This window comes from Enterococcus sp. AZ128, assembly GCF_051714485.1.
Taxonomy (GTDB): domain Bacteria; phylum Bacillota; class Bacilli; order Lactobacillales; family Enterococcaceae; genus Enterococcus_A.
In genome coordinates, this window is record NZ_JBIORZ010000002.1 from 404,695 (window position 1) to 425,507 (window position 20,813).

Sequence of the window (20,813 nt, forward strand, 5' to 3'; positions counted from 1 at the left end):
GATAAATGTTGAAGGGATAATCTATAGACAAAAGACGGATCCGAATCTAATGATCCGTCTTTTGATCGTTTAACTTATTGAGGATCACTTTTCATGCTTTCCTCTTTTCCTACGTTTGGTTAATCCAATTAACCCGGCCGCAAGCATTCCCAAACCTGGGACGCGATACGCCATTTGATCATTTTTCATTCCTGTCTTAGGCAATGTACTCTTTTCATTATCTGTAGTTGCCCTTGAGCTTTTTTTACTAGTAGGTATAGATTTTGTATCTACTAAAGTTGTGATCTTAGTCCCGGCAGCATCGGAGTCGCTATCCGAATCTGAGTCACTATCCGCATCCGAATCACTGTCCGCATCCGAATCACTATCTGAATCCGAATCACTATCTGAATCTGAGTCGCTATCCGAGTCTGAGTCGCTATCCGAGTCTGAATCGCTGTCTGAATCACTATCTGAATCTGAGTCGCTGTCTGAGTCTGAATCGCTATCCGAGTCCGAATCGCTATCCGAATCTGAGTCGCTATCCGCATCCGAATCACTATCTGAATCTGAGTCGCTGTCTGAGTCGCTATCCGAATCCGAGTCGCTATCTGCGTCCGAGTCGCTATCTGAGTCCGAATCGCTATCTGAGTCTGAGTCGCTGTCTGAGTCCGAATCGCTATCCGAATCTGAGTCGCTATCCGAATCCGAATCACTATCCGAATCCGAATCGCTGTCCGCATCCGAATCGCTATCCGCGTCCGAATCGCTGTCGGCGTCTGAATCGCTGTCCGCATCCGAATCGCTATCTGCATCCGAATCACTGTCCGCATCCGAGTCGCTATCCGAATCACTATCTGAATCTGAGTCGCTATCCGAATCCGAATCACTGTCCGCATCCGAATCGCTATCTGCATCCGAATCACTATCTGCATCCGAATCACTATCCGCATCCGAATCACTATCTGCATCCGAATCACTATCTGCATCCGAATCACTATCTGAATCTGAGTCGCTGTCTGAGTCTGAATCGCTATCCGAGTCCGAATCGCTATCCGAATCCGAATCACTATCTGCATCTGAGTCGCTATCCGAATCACTGTCCGCATCCGAGTCGCTATCCGAATCCGAATCACTATCCGAATCCGAATCACTGTCCGCATCTGAGTCGCTATCCGAATCCGAATCGCTGTCCGCATCTGAGTCGCTATCCGAATCCGAATCGCTGTCCGCATCCGAATCACTATCCGCATCCGAATCACTGTCCGCATCTGAGTCGCTATCCGAATCCGAATCACTGTCCGCATCCGAGTCGCTATCCGAATCTGAGTCGCTGTCGGCATCCGAGTCGCTATCCGAATCCGAGTCGCTATCCGCGTCCGAATCACTATCCGAATCTGAGTCACTATCCGCGTCCGAATCACTATCCGCATCCGAATCGCTGTCGGCATCCGAGTCGCAATCCGAATCTGAGTCACTATCCGCGTCCGAGTCACTATCCGCGTCCGAATCACTGTCGGCATCTGAATCACTATCCGCATCCGAATCACTGTCCGCATCCGAGTCGCTATCTGCATCCGAATCGCTATCCGCGTCCGAATCACTGTCGGCATCCGAGTCGCTATCTGCATCCGAATCGCTATCCGCGTCCGAATCGCTGTCGGCATCCGAATCACTATCCGCATCCGAATCACTGTCCGCATCTGAGTCGCTATCCGAATCCGAATCACTGTCCGCATCCGAGTCGCTATCAGCATCTGAGTCGCTGTCGGCATCCGAGTCGCTATCCGCATCCGAGTCGCTATCCGAATCTGAGTCACTATCCGCGTCCGAATCACTATCCGCATCCGAATCGCTGTCGGCATCCGAGTCGCTATCCGCATCTGAGTCACTATCCGCGTCCGAGTCACTATCCGCGTCCGAATCACTGTCCGCATCTGAATCACTATCCGCATCCGAATCACTGTCCGCATCCGAGTCGCTATCTGCATCCGAATCGCTATCCGCGTCCGAATCGCTGTCCGCATCCGAGTCGCTATCTGCATCTGAATCACTATCTGCGTCTGAATCGCTGTCTGCATCCGAATCACTATCGGCATCTGAGTCGCTATCCGCATCCGAATCACTATCCGCATCCGAATCACTGTCTGCATCCGAGTCGCTATCTGCATCCGAATCACTATCTGCATCCGAATCACTATCTGCGTCTGAATCGCTATCTGCATCCGAATCACTATCTGCATCCGAGTCGCTATCCGCATCTGAGTCACTATCCGCGTCCGAATCACTATCCGCGTCCGAATCACTGTCGGCATCCGAATCACTATCTGCGTCTGAATCGCTATCTGCATCCGAATCACTATCCGCATCCGAGTCGCTATCCGCATCCGAATCGCTATCTGCATCCGAGTCGCTATCCGCATCTGAGTCACTATCCGCGTCCGAATCACTATCTGCATCCGAGTCGCTATCTGCATCCGAATCACTATCTGCATCCGAATCACTATCTGCGTCTGAATCGCTATCTGCATCCGAATCACTATCTGCATCCGAGTCGCTATCCGCATCTGAGTCACTATCCGCGTCCGAATCACTATCCGCGTCCGAATCACTGTCGGCATCCGAATCACTATCTGCGTCTGAATCGCTATCTGCATCCGAATCACTATCCGCATCCGAGTCGCTATCCGCATCCGAATCACTGTCGGCATCTGAATCACTATCCGCATCCGAATCACTATCCGCATCCGAGTCGCTATCCGCATCCGAATCACTGTCGGCATCTGAATCACTATCCGCATCCGAATCACTGTCCGCGTCTGAGTCGCTATCTGCATCCGAATCACTGTCGGCGTCTGAATCGCTATCTGCATCCGAATCACTATCCGCATCTGAGTCGCTATCCGCATCCGAATCACTGTCGGCGTCTGAATCGCTATCTGCATCCGAATCACTATCTGCGTCTGAGTCGCTATCCGCGTCCGAATCACTGTCGGCATCTGAGTCGCTATCCGCGTCCGAATCACTGTCGGCATCTGAATCACTATCCGCATCTGAGTCGCTATCCGCGTCCGAATCACTGTCGGCATCTGAATCACTATCCGCATCTGAGTCGCTATCCGCATCTGAGTCGCTATCCGCATCCGAATCACTATCTGCGTCTGAATCGCTATCTGCATCCGAGTCGCTATCCGCATCCGAATCGCTATCCGCATCCGAATCGCTGTCGGCATCCGAGTCGCTGTCGGCATCCGAGTCGCTATCCGCATCTGAATCACTATCCGCGTCTGAATCACTATCCGCGTCTGAATCACTATCCGCGTCTGAATCACTATCCGCGTCTGAATCACTATCCGCGTCTGAATCACTATCCGCGTCTGAATCACTATCCGCGTCTGAATCACTATCCGCGTCTGAATCACTATCCGCGTCTGAATCACTATCATCATCTAGTACATATTTGACAACAGTGTTTTCACTAGGATCCTCAATATCTGGCAATTTGTATCCTTTACTCGGATCCTCTGGATCAACAAACTCTAATTCATTTCCATCTTTATCTGTCGCAGTATATCCTGGCACATATGGAATAACTGCATCTTCAGGAACTACAGCTTTTGAAGGATCATTAGAATCATTCGCATAATGAATTTCATTCGGCGCTCCAGGATAGCTTGGATCATCACTATCTACTACATATTTTCCAATTATTTTATATACATACGTAACTTCAGATACCCCATCACGATCAGCAATCATATCCGCATCAGAATTTGCATGCTTCTCTACATACAACCAGCCCTCAACAACATTTATCTTTTCATCGATTGTCGCATCTACTTTAGTGTTTTCAGTTATATCTTCTGAAACCGGGTTTCCTTCCAGATCAACATAATGATAAATCACCTTCGCATCATTTGGAGAATAGATATAGATCACGACAGAAGTACCATCTGAATTCACCTTCATGTCATCATCAGAGTTCACATCTATCTGACTAAAAGTGTAGCCTTCAATTTCTGTGATTCTCCCATTGATTACTGAACCGACAGCTGCCTGTTCTAGGTAATCATCAATTAATGCTTCGCCCTTTTCGTTAACATACCGATGAGTTACTGTCGCTTTGTTGGCACTGTAGATATATGTCACTGTTGACTTCCCACTTCGGTCAACGATCATATCCGCATCGGAATCATCACTTTTAGCCAAGTAAGTATAGTTCTCAATATCGAGGATTCGCTCAGGAATTTCTGCATCCACTGTAGAGGATTCTTTATGATCGTCAACAATAGATTTTCCGTTCTCATCTACATAACGATACGTAACCTCTGCTGCATTTGCTTTGTAAAAGTAAACAACTATAGAAGAGCCATCTTCATTCACCTTCATATCTGGGTCTGAAGCATCCGTATCTTTCCCATCATAGGTATAACCTTCTATAGAAATTTTTTCTTCAGGGATGATGTCTCCGGATACCGCATCCTTAACTACATCAGGAATAACCAACTTACCTGTTCGATCAATATATCGATACGTAATTTTCGTTTGAACGGCTGTTCCACCTTGATCCGACAAAGGACCAGGCTTTCCAAGAGTCATAATTTCATTCTCCACTTGAGCCACAATGGTTTCATACGCTTCTGCTAAAATTAGCAATTCAGCCGTTGTTGTCGTTGGAGTTGACGAAGTAGCCCCAGCACGACCAAGCATCAATGCTCCGTATGGAGCATCTAACACATTGTGATAGCTCCAACCAGACATGATTTCAAAATACCCATCGTACAATAGTGCTGCATTTGCTCGATTTACTGCTGCATTTCTCTTCGTGATTGCATCAGGGACTGCCGCTTTTAATGCATTCGCAGCAGCAGTGACCCCACCGTAATAATCTACTGAATCATCTTTTTGCGCTTGGAGCAACGTGGCTATCAATCTAGCAATTTCTGGTTCGTTTTGAACCGTTTGAGCCATACTAAGAGCCGGTTGAACGATTTCGATGTCTACTTTTTCTTCTAAAGGTGTCATCAGAACACTTATTTCGTCTGATGCACTTTTTTCTGAAGCTACTTCTGTTTCCTCTATTTTTTCCGAAACTATATTTGGTTCAGAGGTGATAGTTTCTATGGGTAAGGCTGTTGATTCGTCGGACTCAATGGATAGTGGATCTCCTGTTGGTTCAACTGTCTGTTCAGTAGCAGTTGGCTCCGTTGCTTCGATTGCAGCCGCAGAAGCAGGCCCACTCAAAATTATCGCGCCAATAACACTAGTCTTAACAACCCAATTCTTCTTAACTTTATGCATTCGATATCTTCGATAAGATCTTTTGGATGCTATTTCCGATTGATAAGATTTTCTTTTCATAATTAATCTCCTTTTAGAAAAAGAGGTCACGCTCTTTAAAGTACAGAACGTGACCTCTCACTACATGGGCATCTACGACTTAGGCTTTGTTATCTCCTTTTTTGCGCTTTTTAGATCCCCCATAGAAGGCTAATCCCATTGAAATCAACCCTAATCCGGCAACAGAATACATTACTTGGTCATCATTTGTATTGGTACTTGGTAATTTCTTCGAACTTGTTCCAGAACCAGAAGTACCTGTTCCTGTTGATCCATTTCCATCCGCATCGGCATCAGAGTCAGAATCACTGTCCGCATCCGAATCAGAATCACTATCTGCATCCGCATCAGAATCACTATCTGCATCCGCGTCCGAATCACTGTCTGCATCCGCATCAGAATCACTATCCGCATCCGAATCAGAATCACTATCTGCATCGGCATCGGAATCACTATCTGCATCGGCATCGGAATCACTATCTGCATCGGAATCACTGTCTGCATCCGCATCAGAATCACTATCCGCATCCGCGTCTGAATCACTATCTGCATCCGCATCGGAATCACTATCCGCATCCGCGTCCGAATCACTGTCCGCATCCGCGTCGGAATCTGAGTCTGCATCCGCATCAGAATCACTGTCTGCATCCGCATCAGAATCACTGTCCGCATCGGAATCAGAATCACTGTCTGCATCGGCATCGGAATCACTATCTGAATCTGCGTCGGAATCACTATCCGCATCGGCATCAGAATCACTGTCCGCATCGGCATCAGAATCACTATCCGCATCGGCATCGGAATCACTATCTGCATCGGCATCGGAATCAGAATCACTATCCGCATCGGCATCGGAATCACTATCTGCATCGGCATCGGAATCAGAATCACTATCCGCATCGGCATCGGAATCACTGTCTGCATCCGCATCGGAATCACTATCTGCATCCGCATCGGAATCACTATCTGCATCCGCGTCGGAATCACTATCTGCATCCGCATCAGAATCACTATCCGCATCCGCGTCGGAATCACTATCCGCATCCGCGTCGGAATCACTATCCGCATCCGCATCGGAATCACTATCTGCATCCGCATCAGAATCACTGTCTGCATCTGCATCGGAGTCACTGTCCGCATCCGCGTCGGAATCACTGTCCGCATCTGCATCAGAATCGGAGTCCGCATCCGCGTCCGCGTCTGAATCGCTATCGGAATCCGCATCGGAATCACTGTCCGCATCCGCGTCGGAATCACTATCCGCATCTGCATCGGAATCACTATCTGCATCCGCATCAGAATCACTGTCTGCGTCCGCATCAGAATCACTATCCGCATCCGCGTCGGAATCACTGTCTGCATCTGCATCGGAGTCACTGTCCGCATCCGCATCAGAATCGCTATCCGCATCCGCATCAGAATCACTATCCGCATCAGAATCGCTATCCGCATCCGCATCAGAATCGGAGTCCGCATCCGCGTCGGAATCACTGTCCGCATCCGCGTCGGAATCACTATCCGCATCCGCGTCGGAGTCACTATCCGCATCCGCGTCGGAATCACTATCCGCATCTGCGTCGGAATCACTGTCCGCATCGGCATCAGAATCGGAGTCCGCATCAGAGTCGGAATCGCTATCGGAATCCGCATCGGAATCACTGTCCGCATCCGCGTCGGAATCGCTATCCGCATCGGCATCGGAATCACTGTCTGCATCTGCATCGGAGTCACTGTCCGCATCCGCGTCGGAATCGCTATCCGCATCGGCATCGGAATCACTATCTGCATCTGCATCGGAATCACTATCTGCATCCGCATCAGAATCACTATCTGCGTCCGCATCAGAATCACTATCCGCATCAGAATCGCTATCCGCATCCGCATCAGAATCTGAGTCCGCATCCGCGTCGGAATCACTGTCCGCATCCGCGTCTGAATCACTATCCGCATCCGCGTCGGAGTCACTATCCGCATCCGCGTCGGAATCACTATCCGCATCTGCGTCGGAATCACTATCCGCATCTGCATCGGAATCACTATCTGCATCCGCATCAGAATCACTGTCGGCGTCCGCATCAGAATCACTATCCGCATCCGCGTCGGAGTCACTGTCCGCATCTGCGTCGGAATCACTATCTGCATCCGCATCAGAATCACTGTCGGCGTCCGCATCAGAATCACTATCCGCATCAGAATCACTGTCGGCGTCCGCATCAGAATCACTATCCGCATCAGAATCGCTATCCGCATCCGCATCAGAATCTGAGTCCGCATCCGCGTCTGAATCACTGTCCGCATCCGCGTCGGAATCGCTATCCGCATCCGCATCGGAGTCACTATCCGCATCCGCGTCGGAATCACTGTCCGCATCCGCGTCGGAGTCACTATCCGCATCCGCGTCGGAGTCACTATCCGCATCCGCGTCGGAATCACTATCCGCATCCGCGTCGGAGTCACTATCCGCATCCGCGTCGGAATCACTATCCGCATCCGCGTCTGAATCTGAGTCCGCATCCGCGTCGGAATCACTGTCGGCGTCCGCATCAGAATCGCTATCGGCATCTGCATCAGAATCTGAGTCCGCATCCGCGTCGGAATCACTGTCCGCATCCGCGTCTGAATCACTATCCGCATCTGCGTCTGAATCACTATCCGCATCTGCATCGGAATCACTATCTGCATCCGCATCAGAATCACTGTCGGCGTCCGCATCAGAGTCACTATCCGCATCCGCGTCGGAATCACTGTCGGCATCCGCGTCTGAATCACTGTCGGCATCTGCATCGGAGTCACTGTCCGCATCTGCGTCTGAATCACTATCTGCATCCGCATCAGAATCACTGTCGGCGTCCGCATCGGAATCACTATCCGCATCCGCGTCTGAATCACTATCCGCATCTGCATCAGAATCACTATCCGCATCCGCATCAGAATCGCTATCCGCATCCGCATCTGCATCTGCATCGGAATCACTATCTGCATCCGCATCAGAATCACTATCTGCGTCCGCATCAGAATCACTATCCGCATCCGCGTCTGAATCGCTATCCGCATCCGCATCAGAATCGCTATCGGCATCCGCATCAGAATCTGAGTCCGCATCCGCGTCTGAATCACTGTCCGCATCCGCGTCTGAATCACTATCCGCATCCGCGTCGGAGTCACTATCCGCATCAGAATCGGAATCACTATCCGCATCTGCATCGGAATCACTGTCGGCGTCCGCATCAGAATCGCTATCCGCATCCGCGTCTGAATCACTATCCGCATCCGCATCAGAATCGCTGTCCGCATCCGCATCAGAATCGCTGTCCGCATCCGCGTCGGAGTCACTATCCGCATCCGCATCGGAATCACTGTCGGCATCTGCGTCAGAATCACTATCCGCATCCGCGTCGGAGTCACTATCCGCATCTGCATCAGAATCAGAATCTGAGTCCGCATCCGCGTCAGAATCACTATCCGCATCCGCGTCAGAATCACTATCCGCATCTGCGTCGGAGTCACTATCCGCATCTGCATCAGAATCACTATCCGCATCTGCATCAGAATCACTATCCGCATCCGCGTCAGAATCACTGTCTGCGTCCGCATCGGAATCGCTATCGGCATCTGCATCAGAATCACTGTCCGCATCCGCGTCGGAATCACTATCTGCGTCCGCATCGGAATCACTATCTGCGTCCGCATCGGAATCACTATCCGCATCTGCGTCAGAATCGCTATCCGCATCCGCGTCTGAATCACTATCCGCATCCGCGTCAGAGTCACTATCCGCATCTGCATCGGAATCACTATCCGCATCCGCATCGGAATCACTGTCCGCATCCGCGTCAGAGTCGCTATCCGCATCTGCGTCAGAGTCACTATCCGCATCCGCATCGGAGTCACTATCCGCATCCGCATCAGAATCGCTATCCGCATCCGCGTCAGAGTCGCTATCCGCATCCGCGTCAGAGTCGCTATCCGCATCTGCGTCAGAGTCACTATCCGCATCTGCATCGGAATCACTATCCGCATCCGCATCGGAATCACTGTCCGCATCCGCGTCAGAGTCGCTATCCGCATCTGCGTCAGAGTCACTATCCGCATCCGCATCGGAGTCACTATCCGCATCCGCATCAGAATCGCTATCCGCATCCGCGTCAGAGTCACTATCCGCATCCGCATCGGAGTCGCTATCCGCATCCGCATCGGAATCACTGTCCGCATCCGCGTCAGAGTCGCTATCCGCATCCGCATCGGAATCACTATCTGCATCCGCATCAGATTCATCATCATCTAACTCATACTTAATGACTGTATCTTCACCAGGATCATCGATATCTGGGAATTTGTATCCCTTAGTCGGATCATCTGGATCAACTAATTCCAAATCATTACCATTTTTATCCACTGGTGTATAGCCAGGAACATATGGAATTGTTGGAAAAGCTGGATCATCTTGATCTAGCATCTTGCTTGGATCATTAGGATCATTGGGATACTGAATACTTTCTCCACCTGGAAATGCTGGATCATCGCTGTCCGGAACAAAGCTACCCATTTTGCGATAAACGTAAGTAATTTCAGATGTTCCACTTTCATCAACAATCATATCAGAGTCAGAACTTGCATCTTTTTCTACATATAACCAACCATCCACAACGTTGATTTTTTCTTCAATAGTATCTTTTACCTTAGCATCCACTACGATATCTTCAGCAACCTTATTTCCGTCTTGATCAACATAGTGGTAAGTTACTTTTGCTTCATTTGCTGCTAAAGTCCAAGTCGTATCTTCATTCTTCTGCGTTGGCTGAATTGCACTACCTGGAGTCAAAGTAACACCATTTGTATTTTCATAGTGATAACCTGTCGGTGACGTTGGAACGACTAAATCTTTTAGGGTAGTGTAATCATCATTGATCTCATATTTAGTTGTCGATCCCGTTGCATTGTTATCAAAAATAGTCGTGTCAATGATTAGGCTGCCTACTTCTTGATAAACATAAATAACTTCTGGTGTAGGTTCATCATAACGAGCAACAGCATTTGTTGGACGTTGTGAAAGGACATAATTCTTATCTCGATAATCTTTTGCTTGTGTCACATACAATTGGCCAAACTTACCGGTCAATGTTGCATCATCATCACCGTTGTTAATTGCCTTATCACCAATACCATCACCATTGGTATCCAACATATATTTCACATCAACTGTGGAATTATTTGCTGTGTATACATAAGTAACTTCAGTGGTTTCGCCTTCAGCTGGGAAAGTTACGTTCATTTCACCAGTATCTGGATTAGCACCCGCTGGTAATTTTGTATTATCTAATGTATATCCCTTAACAACCAAATCCTCTGCAGTAATTGTTATGGTCTCATCAGGCCAACCAATCTTATTATTTACTGTCTGTATCAAATTGCCACTCTCATCAACATAATTAATTTTGACTAAAGTTTGACCTTCTATCCCGATACTAGCCGGATTTGTTGCGGCAGAGTCTTCTTGTATTTCTCCTGTTAGCATATTAGTAGCCACAGAATCTGCTGAATTCACAATTGAGTTATCTGCAAAATTTATCTTAAAATCATGGTAAGCACTATACCCCATTGTAGTACAGACTTGATCAACCATATCTTTCTTATCATCATCAATTGAGAAGCCTTGCATCTCAAAGAACTCCGAGGGTGAAGCAGCTCCACTATCATGATAAAGATTGGTCTCGGTTATTTTAGGCGCATCATAGATACTTCCAATATTTCGTGCAAATACTACTTCCCCATCTTTTAGGAACGAAGTATACGTGTATGGTCCTGCGGCAATCAATGCTTGTTCGATTTCTTCATTTGATGAACCTTCAGGAACACTAACGAATTTTAATGTGTATTTATCATCATTTGCTCTCGCATACACACCCGTCAGATAAAGAGCACTTAGATCAGCAGTTGGCGGAACCATATTAATTGCCATATCACTTGCTGGAAGATTTTCTTGATTCATTCCTGTATATTCGTATACATCACCTTCATTTACTTTTATGCGATTGATATATACCGTATCTTCATCTGAAACTTCTCGTGCTAAACCATTTAGTTCCCGATAAAGTCCATGTGTATTGTCTGCATAAATTGAGCTATACATCAAATTCGAGGATGCTGCAGTTAATGGACCGTTAAAATTAGCAAATCCATGATAAATAGGGACTGCAGAAGTAACTTTCGTTGTCAGCTCTTGTGTCATTCCAGCTAACGTGTAAACAATTTTTGCTCCTGCATAGCTTCCATTAACCGCTTGAAATGCAGGCCGTGAAATTCCTGAAGCACCAGGGGCATTAAAATCAAATCTTTTACTCTCTAAATTGTCGTTTGTAATTTCTATTTCTATTCCATCATCTACCGAATTGGCTATCCCAACTCCATCAATACTTAAGTTGTTAATAGTTACAAAATCTTTTAAACCACCTCGAATACCACTTGCATTTGTTGGTATAAATAGTTTGTCACCAACATTAATAGCGCTAGCGCTATTATTTAAAGTGGCTTCAAAATGAACCCCATTTTCAGCATTTAAATCTTCCATTACTAAGTTCTCTAAAATCGCACCTTCAGAATCTAAAACTTTATAATTGGTTACTGTAAACTCTGCGTCCTCATTCGCAGTCCATGTCTTCGTGCCATCTGGATTTTCAACAACACGAGATTGTTTTTCTGAACTTTCAGAGTCTTTTGTTTCAGCTTCCGTGGTATCTGATTCTTCTGTTTCTTCCGCAGAGCTTGCCGTTTCTTCTGCGGGTTCGGTTGTCGCTATGGTTGCTTCTGGAGTTGCAGTCGTTGATTCAACGGTCGTAGTTTCTTCTTGAACCTCATCTAGACTTTTGGCTTTGACTTCTTCACTATCGCCTGGATCAACTTCTTCTGTTTCCGCCGCATAAGCCAAATGTGGAACCATCGGTGCGCCTACTGAACCGACGATCATAGCTCCAGCTACCCCACCTTTAACAACCCAATGCTTTTTCACTTTGTGCATTTTGTACTTCTTTATCGGCTCACGACGATATATGATTTTCTTTTCACTACTCATGTGTAATAACCCCTTCTTTCTTTATTAAAAAGTTTCTTATTGCTATGAGAATTATTTTAAATTTGACTACTTATAGAAATAGTCATAAAAATTGATCAAGCCGCTTAAAAAATGCTCTTGATCATCGATCCGCATCCGAAATTTGTCATGGCGCGTGTAAAATCCATGGACAACTCTGTCTGGATACTTCATAAACATGGCCATTTCAGGAAACATAACCCCCTTTTCAATCTCGATTTCAGCACGTTTTACTGCGACTTGTCGCAAGCGCCAAAAATCTATTTTGGAAACAAATTGAGTAAACTCGCCTTGTTTAAAATAGCTCGTTTCTTTGACCTTATCCGTCATCTTGATAGCTGCCATCAATAGCTCCAATAATGTTGGGTAGGCAGTGTCGCGAAATTCAATGAAGTTCATATTTTCAAAAGCATTTTTTAAGCCGAACTCGTAATACTTTTTATCATTGAGATATAAGAGAATCTCGTTGGTAGCATAGCTCAACCAATGATCGTGGTATCGTTCATATTTTTTCTCAACAAAGCGATCAAACAATTTTTTTGCTAACTGTAAATGCCGTTCATTTTTGGTAATGGCATAACCCCGTAAAATACTAAAGACCGCTTCTCCATCGTAATAAATGATGTTGAACTTCTTCTTCGTCTCTAGCTGATCATCCAAAATATGAGTGGTTTCTCCCTCTTCATTGACAAAGCGATCGTCAATCCCTTGAATCAGTTGAGTAATGATCCCTTGATATTTATCATTCCCAGTGATCGTTTGAAATTTTGCCATAGCCAAAATCGCTAAGGCTTGAGCTCCCAATTTGATGGAAACGCCTGAAGTTGTTTGTTCTTGAACATATTGAGCGCCTTTTTTTTCAAAAATCAAATTTTCGACACCCCAATCAAGAGCTTGCTCCGAACGTTTCAGTTCTTCTTTTTTACCTAAGTATTCCTGTGCTTCTAACAAAGCGTAAACACTAGAAAAATGCCGAACTGAGTTGTAGCCAGAAAGTTCGTAATCATATGTCGGATAATATCCATAAATGAACTGACCAGTATCCTTGATTTGGCGATATAAGAAATCTTCGCCTTGTTCAATCGCATGATTAATTTGTGTTGGTAAACTTCCGTAATTACTTTCGCGAATACCCTCTTGATCAGGTTTTATTGAAAGTTTGATCCAATTCCCGTTTTCTAAATAGAAGCCCTGCGTCGTAAATAAATAGAATGTTTTTTGCTTCAATTTATCTTTCAATGGCATGTTGTATTTTTTTTGTACATAGTTCTCTAGGTTAGGCATATTAATCGATAATTCAGGATTGTTAAACCCCACTCGATGCTTAGCCGAAGGTCGAATCAAGGCACTTCCCATGATTTCTTCGCCCAGAAAAGCGGTTCGGAATTTCCGATCAAATGTAATTCCTATCCTAAAATAATTATTTCTCTTCACTAACGATAGGCGATCCATTAATTCAGCATATGTACATTCTTCAATGTGGGTCACTGCATCCACTCGAATGTATGACCTTTCAATGCTTGATAACTTTTGTTTCAACCAGGAAAGACTATCTTCTAATGTCTCTCCTCGAACATTTTGGACTTTAGCTCGTTCTTTTCCATTGGAAACTGAAAGGAACAGATGCTTTTGTTTTGTTTCAATTGGTACTAATTTCAATTGCTTGATTAATTGTTCAGTATTTACTTCTCTCACATAGGTTCCCCTTTTGTTCTAATTTTTATCTCTATTACTTTTATCCAAAAAAATGACCCTCTTTACCATTGGCCACGCTTTGGCCCCCAATTTTTCTTAATCGGTACACTTTTTTTCCCAATTCGGCTAGGATGATCATTCGTATCTGTTTCCCATGGATAAAGACCGTTCTCATCTTTTGGATAGGTCGCTTCGATTAATGCATTCTCTTCTTCTAGAGTGATTTTTCTTCGATGATGACGATTTTTTAGATAACTGAGTGTCATCATGATCACCATAAGAACGAAGACATATCTTTTCATTTTGATCTTTTCTAAAATATCGAAAATCCACATCAATCCCTCAAAATTCATGATCTTTCGCCTCCTAACCGATCCGTTTGGATGTTAGTTTCATGATCTTAGTTGATTGTTCTTCACTGATTGTTTGATTCAATAATTGGTTTTCTTCAATGACCTCATCCAAACTTTCAGCATATTTTTTTATCAACTTGCTCCGTACTGATAAAAATTCTTGTTTTAATATCTGAGCTTCAGTGGCAGCTTTCTCTTTCTTCATAAGCATGTCTTCGTATTGAAGTTCTAGTTCGTAGAATTCCAATTTTTTGTTAGCAAGCATCGTGTTCAATTCTTCTTGTTCACGTACTAATTCACCTAGCTCAATTTGAATATTTAATAGATGATTCATCTTGGTTGTTTCGGCTTCCTGCAACATTGAGGCTTTTTGCCGCTCCGCTTGTTCTAAAAGTAATTTTGCCTCTGCTTGAACTGTATCAGCCGTTTTCTGGGCCAGTTCTTTCATTTTTTCTAGCTCTTGAATCTCTAACTCGAACTCTCTCAGTCGTTCATTTTCTTCATTCAAGTGACTATTCTTTTTATTAAGCCCATGAATCATATTCTTATGTTCTTGAATCTTTTTTTGTTTTTCTTCTATTTCATTCTGGTAAACAACGATTTCACTTTCCTTAACCTGATAAGATTCATAATCTTCTACGACATGCTTCATAAAATCTTTTACGTCACCCGCACGATAACCAAACAGTCGACGACGAAATGTTAACCCGCGAATATCTAATGGTTTAAAATGCATCAGCTTATCCCCCCATTCCTTTTATTTTTTATCTTCGGCATTCAACTCATCAAAATTCTCTCGAATCACATTCATTAATCGGACATATTCCAGTTTGACTGTGTCCATAGAAGCAACGATCATTCGTTCGCTTCCCATCAACTCGGAAAACTTGGTCATTACTTCTGAATCAATGTCTTTACGTTTTTGTTCTAATTTTTGTAATTGTTCGTTGTAATAGTGATCTGCACTGGTTAGAATCTCTTGCGCTTCCTCTTTTGCTTGTTTTTCGATTCGTAAAGCAACTTTTTGGGCCAGAGATAAGGCAGTATCTTCATTTAAGTTATTTGATACGCTCTCTGTTTGTAGAATGGTTAGCTGTTGCTTCAGCGCTTGATTTTCCTGTTTAATTTTCTCAAGCGCCGTCATATCAGCTTCTTTTTGCTTGTTTAATTCTCGTAGTAATTCTTGCTTCTCTTTTTCAACAGCCTCGGTTTCCTGTTTTTTCCCCTCTAACTGTCGTTGATAAGAACCGTAGTCCTTTGCAACATAACTGAGAAAGTCATCTACGTCTTTTTTCTTATAGCCCATTGCACCACTTGGGAAAGTAATATTTTTAATTCCTTCTATATCAAATTTCATATAGGACCTCTAAAACAATACTGATGCCGGATCAATGAGTTGATCTTGACTCAACGAGCTATCTCGACAAACTTCAAAATGAAGATGACTGCCAGTGCTATTCCCCGTGCTGCCAACATAGCCAATGATTTGTCCTTGTTCCACTTGGTCGCCAGCTTTTACAACATATTGTGATTGATGGGCATATAATGTTGTTGTCCCGCCTTCATGCTCGATTGCTACATAATTTCCCCAAGAATAATGGAACTCAGCAATTTTCACTGTCCCTGCTTTACTCGCGTAGATGGGCTCTCCTTGAGCTGCCGCCATGTCTAATCCACGGTGAAACTCTCCAGCTCTTGCCCCGTAATTACTCGAGATCGTATAATTTTCAACTGGAATAGCAAAACCTTGTTCACTGATTTCTGTTTCGGCTTTTTCTTTGTCGTACTCTACTAGTTTGTACGTCTTGATCAGACCGTTTAGCTTTTGATTGTAAGATGTATCTGTTGCGTAACGTCCGGTTAAGAATTTTGTCGCATCTTCATATGTTTCAGTATTGGATTTCCATGCGCCGTTGTAATAATCACTACCACCGGATAAACCTTCCTTCATTAACTTGGCATAGTCTTCGAAGCTTTCTTCATAATTTTCATAAGCTCTAAACGCTGCTTGGATCGTAGTCATATTTCCGCCACCTGTATCTTCTTGGGTATTGAACGTGGCACTTTTTCCGTTATGACTCCCTTTGATACCGAATAAGTTATAGTTTGGTGCTTGAGCTAATTCACTTGTTCCCGAAGCAGACTCTAAAATCGCTTGCGCGATCATGACTGACGCATATAAATCATCTTTCTGTCCGATTTTTCGAGCAGGTTCTCCAATCTTTTTAATGAAGCTTTCTACTGATTCGTCTTTTTCGAAATGAATCGCGCCATCGCTAGTTTCTGTTGTAGAAGGCACTAGGTTGGTAACTGATTGTGACTCTACTTGACTGACGATTGGTTGTTCTGCTGGTGCAGGAATCGTTTCAGCTGGTACAGTTGTTTCTACCGAAAGATTGGTCGTTGCTTGTTCATTGCTTTCAGTCGATGTTATTGTTTCTTCGGTCTTGATTTCGTTCACTTCAGTTGGTTTCTTCGTTTCTTCCGGTTCTGTTGGTTTAACGGGCTTGGTTGGTGTCGTTGGTTCCTTAGGTTCCTCTGGTTCTGTCGGCTCAGTTGGCGTCGTTGGTTCTGTCGGAGATGTCGGCACTTCTGGCTCTGTTGGTTCCACTGGTTCTGTTGATTCTGTTGTAGTTGACTCTGAGCTTGCCGCTGTTTCTGATGTATTCGTTTCTTCTATTACTGTTTGTTCGGTAGTTAGTTCTGTATTATCTAATGTAGAAACTTCCTCAGCACCAAATGCTACTGGTGCACTGTTCAATAAAATAGATGCTGAACCAATCAAGGTTGTCGCACCTTTTACTCCAGTTTTTACAAATTGTGAATGATCGCATTTTGAGCGATATACTGTTTTCGGACTTTTTTGATAGTAGTTCTTTTTCACCAATTACACTCACCCTTCTTCTCTATCTCTATTTTCCATTAATTGTTGACCTTGATTGATTTGATCAAAATTTACGGTTACTCCTGGTTCATCCAATGCAATTTCACTTACTTCGTAAGTTAAACGCTTTACTAATTGAAAAAGTGGTGCTAGTAATTCATTCAATTCTTCTTTCGTTAAGTCTTCTTTTGATTCGATCCTGCGGTCATTGAATAAATTGACTTGCCCCAAACTCCCATCAATGACAAATGTTTCAAAAACCATTGTAAAATCTAGGCGAATCCCTAGTGTGCATGAGTTGTCTTGATTAGCAGGATACGTTATCCTTAAAGGGGTAATATGAATGTTGAAATCATTCTTATAGTCTTCATATTCTTCTTTAGCATCATAATGAAATTTGTTTACTTTAGGTTTGTATCGTTCAATATTCATAGGTAACTCCTTTATTTAAAATATTACTAACAATGTAGATTTTATCTTTGTCTATGCGCTCTTTGCCTAGTAGAATAAGGATAAGTAAATGAACCAATTGTTTTCTTGGATTGATACAATCTAAGAAAAACAAACGTAATCGTTATTAAATAAACTAGAAATTATTTTTTTGACGGCGAATTGACGGCATAAAAAAAGATTTGACGACGTTTTTTTCAAAAATATCTGTTATCAAAGGCCACCTGTTCAAATAGGATCAACCATTAGCTGAAATAAAACGATCGTTATTTATCTTTTTTTAATGAAGTTTTTTAATCAAACTGCTTCTTCCATCATTTTTAGTGAACTGTATTTCTCATCAAAAACTGTTCCAGTATATATATCTAAAGTCATTTGGGTAGATCTATGCCCTAACAGTTCACTGATTGAGGCAATCGTTACTCTAGATTCTAATAATCTTGTTGCAAAGGTGTGTCTCAATTGATGGAAATGAATATCTGGTAATCCCGCTTTCTTACGCATTTTATGGAAATAGTAAGTAATCAAACGGGGTTCCATTGGTTTATCCTTTATCTGAAATACGAATGGATACAATTGTTTTTTCTTTAATTGTTTGAATAGTTTGATCATTGGTTCAGTCAAAGGAATTACACGATTTGAAGAAAGAGTTTTTACAGGTCCGATGGCTAGTGTTGTTTTAGTAGCAGAACTATTCAGACGCTGATAGGTTTCCTTTACATGCAGTCGCTTTTTTTCAAAATCAATATTTTCCCACTTTAATGCTGAAATTTCTCCAATTCTTAGCCCTAAATGTAAAGCGAAAATAATGAGCGCCCCATTCTTTTCGGCTTTTGCAACCTTCTCTAATCGTCTTTGTTCAACTAAAGATAATGGCTTTATTTTTTTAATTTCTTGCTTCGGTAAAACAACATCAATACAAGGGTTGTGAGCGATCAGGTCTTTTTTCACAGCACTGTTGAACAAGCGAGCCAACAATTGAAATAATAGATGGATCGTTCGATTTGATAGCTCCATCTTCTCCCAACTATTTACTAGTTGTTTGATATGTTCCTGTTTCACTTCAATCATCTGAAGCTCTCCTATATAAGGATTGATGTATTTCGTTAATTTATATTTGTATGTATTATAGGTAGAGGTTTTTATAGTTACTCTCCACTTCTCTAAGCATTCCCGGCTCCATTTGCTAACGGAACTTGGGTAGTACAAACTATTTTTTTCCTTCTGCATTTTTCGATATTCAAATTTTTTAAGTAGTAATTTTTCTTTTGTTTCCTTATAAGAGTGACCATAAACGTAACCATAATGTATACGGCCATTCTCCTTTCTTGATTTGATGTAGCGACCTTCCCAACGTTGGTCTTTTCGTTTATAGATATTTTCTCCTCGACGACTCATAACTCGGCTCCCAACTTCCTAAAAATGACGGCGTTTCTGACGGCTTAAAATGAAAGCCTAATCTGAAGCGTTTTGGCATCAAAAACTCTGCACAAAAATCAAAAAGTCGTCACTCATAGAAACATTTTTTTCTTTTTTAAATAATTTTCTAGTTTTTATTGAAAAAAAACAGTTTGTATTTTATACTGAAGTTACATTTTAGAATTATTCTAGTTATTTTTTCTTGAATTGTATCAATCCAAGAAAAAATAACTTTTATTCTTCTGTCGTTAAAATAAGAAAAATACTACCATTTGTTACTACATAACGCTCTGACCCTTCTGCTCTACCACCTAAACACCTCTCTTATTGATTAATTACATTTTAGCAACGAAAAAAAGCCTCCAAAGTCATTTGGAAGCGTTTTCTTTACATCTTAGTTTCTTTTATTTTGAAATATTACTTTTTCTTTCTAAAGTTTTATCTTTCTCACTCAGCCTATATGGTTATCGAGTATATATTTTTCGGGAATTACTTACTGTTTGCTTCGTAAGATAATTTTTTTGTATTACTTATCTTATTTTTCAGACTCCCTCTATTAAGAACCAATGATCAATCATCGTTTTCTGACTCTAATAATTTACCTGATTTTGCATCTATTTTAACATCAACATCATTATTACCCTCACTGACCGTTACTTCCCAATAAGTAATTCCCATGTCCTGATCAAGGCTCCATTCAATTGCTTTCCCACTTCCAGCATGTTTTTCAGCAATGCTAGCTACTTCTTCAATACTCAGTATATTTTCTAAATCTAGTTTCTCTTCCGATCTCTTAACACCGTTTTGCTCCTCGGTGTCTAAGGATTCTTCACGATCTTTTGAAACCTCCTGCGTTTCTCCATTAATAAGGACTCCATATTCTGTTTGATCATCTAGACCTTCAATTTGATATGAATATTTTCCGAAAGAGTATTCTAAGTCAATTGAACTAATATCGGTGTTTGGATATGTCTGTTGGTATAAACTTATTGCATCCTTCACGCTAACCTTTAAAGCAGAATCAGTAGCGCTGCTTGATTCTGCAGTTCCACTAGTACGGCTAATGGATTGTTCTGTATTCGTGGTCGAACTTATACTGACCTCGTTCGCATTCTTACTGCAACCAGCCAAACCTCCAAGCAAGACCATAAACAAACTGATCGTTAGCACTTTTTTCATAATTAAAACTTCCCTTCTGTAAAATGATTGATAATAGTATGACTCGTTCTAATGCATCCCTTCAAGCAAATACATCCTAAAATTACTTAAAGTATTTATGAAAAAGGGAACTCGTCAACTTGATCAGCAGTATATCTGTCTAATGCATTTCTTTCAACATTAATCAAAAACGCAAAAAAACAAGGATTTCATTACATAAAAAAATGAATCCTTGTTTCTGTGATAGTCAATTTAACTTACGAGAAACAGAATGAAATATAAACCTTATAATTTCTTATTATCTAAACGAACTATTATTAAAACTGGTGATAAATCATTTTATTAAAGTTTAAGGAAGTTTTAAATACTTATTCAACAAAATACTAGACAATAAATCTTTTACATCTTCTCTTCCAACTTAATCTTCTGATATGTAGATATATTCTAT

The 20,813-nt window shown here is 42.8% G+C and carries 10 protein-coding genes; all 10 read right to left on the reverse strand.

Annotated elements, in window-relative coordinates; translation table 11 throughout:
• Positions 1–84: 84 nt before the first annotated feature.
• Positions 85–5,340: a MucBP domain-containing protein gene (locus IGI38_RS13805; protein WP_438731515.1), complete on the reverse strand. Its 5,256-nt coding sequence runs from the start codon at positions 5,338–5,340 to the stop codon at positions 85–87.
• A 79-nt stretch (positions 5,341–5,419) separates the two neighbouring features.
• On the reverse strand, positions 5,420–12,388 hold the full coding sequence (locus tag IGI38_RS13810) for a MucBP domain-containing protein (protein ID WP_438731518.1): 6,969 nt from the start codon (positions 12,386–12,388) through the stop codon (positions 5,420–5,422).
• A gap of 66 nt (positions 12,389–12,454) precedes the next feature.
• Positions 12,455–14,101 carry a hypothetical protein gene (locus IGI38_RS13815; protein ID WP_438731521.1) on the reverse strand — a complete coding sequence of 549 codons (1,647 nt, stop codon included), beginning with the start codon at positions 14,099–14,101 and terminating at the stop codon, positions 12,455–12,457.
• Positions 14,102–14,163: 62 nt separating this feature from the next.
• The gene (locus tag IGI38_RS13820) at positions 14,164–14,454 is read right to left on the reverse strand and encodes a hypothetical protein (protein ID WP_438731524.1); all 291 of its coding nucleotides are present in this window, start codon (positions 14,452–14,454) and stop codon (positions 14,164–14,166) included.
• Between the two features lie 13 nt (positions 14,455–14,467).
• Entirely contained in the window at positions 14,468–15,190 is a 723-nt protein-coding gene (locus tag IGI38_RS13825) for a DivIVA domain-containing protein (RefSeq protein ID WP_438731527.1), read from the reverse strand.
• A gap of 21 nt (positions 15,191–15,211) precedes the next feature.
• Positions 15,212–15,811, reverse strand: coding sequence for a DivIVA domain-containing protein (locus tag IGI38_RS13830; protein ID WP_438731530.1), 600 nt, complete (start codon positions 15,809–15,811; stop codon positions 15,212–15,214).
• A gap of 9 nt (positions 15,812–15,820) precedes the next feature.
• Positions 15,821–17,236: a glucosaminidase domain-containing protein gene (locus IGI38_RS13835; protein ID WP_438733376.1), complete on the reverse strand. Its 1,416-nt coding sequence runs from the start codon at positions 17,234–17,236 to the stop codon at positions 15,821–15,823.
• A gap of 111 nt (positions 17,237–17,347) precedes the next feature.
• Positions 17,348–17,770: a DUF1149 family protein gene (locus tag IGI38_RS13840; protein ID WP_438731533.1), complete on the reverse strand. Its 423-nt coding sequence runs from the start codon at positions 17,768–17,770 to the stop codon at positions 17,348–17,350.
• Between the two features lie 315 nt (positions 17,771–18,085).
• Positions 18,086–19,186: a tyrosine-type recombinase/integrase gene (locus tag IGI38_RS13845; protein WP_438731535.1), complete on the reverse strand. Its 1,101-nt coding sequence runs from the start codon at positions 19,184–19,186 to the stop codon at positions 18,086–18,088.
• 591 nt (positions 19,187–19,777) lie between these two features.
• On the reverse strand, positions 19,778–20,386 hold the full coding sequence (locus tag IGI38_RS13850; RefSeq protein ID WP_438731538.1) for a PepSY domain-containing protein: 609 nt from the start codon (positions 20,384–20,386) through the stop codon (positions 19,778–19,780).
• Positions 20,387–20,813: the final 427 nt, after the last annotated feature.

Excerpts from the sequence above, each read along its gene's own strand:
- IGI38_RS13805 (WP_438731515.1), bottom strand. The coding sequence starts at position 5,340 with ATGAAAAGAAAATCTTATCAATCGGAAATAGCATCCAAAAGATCTTAT.
- IGI38_RS13825 (WP_438731527.1), bottom strand. The coding sequence starts at position 15,190 with ATGCATTTTAAACCATTAGATATTCGCGGGTTAACATTTCGTCGTCGA.
- IGI38_RS13840 (WP_438731533.1), bottom strand. The coding sequence starts at position 17,770 with ATGAATATTGAACGATACAAACCTAAAGTAAACAAATTTCATTATGAT.
- IGI38_RS13850 (WP_438731538.1), bottom strand. The coding sequence starts at position 20,386 with ATGAAAAAAGTGCTAACGATCAGTTTGTTTATGGTCTTGCTTGGAGGT.
- IGI38_RS13810 (WP_438731518.1), bottom strand. The coding sequence starts at position 12,388 with ATGAGTAGTGAAAAGAAAATCATATATCGTCGTGAGCCGATAAAGAAG.
- IGI38_RS13830 (WP_438731530.1), bottom strand. The coding sequence starts at position 15,811 with ATGAAATTTGATATAGAAGGAATTAAAAATATTACTTTCCCAAGTGGT.
- IGI38_RS13820 (WP_438731524.1), bottom strand. The coding sequence starts at position 14,454 with ATGAATTTTGAGGGATTGATGTGGATTTTCGATATTTTAGAAAAGATC.
- IGI38_RS13845 (WP_438731535.1), bottom strand. The coding sequence starts at position 19,186 with ATGAGTCGTCGAGGAGAAAATATCTATAAACGAAAAGACCAACGTTGG.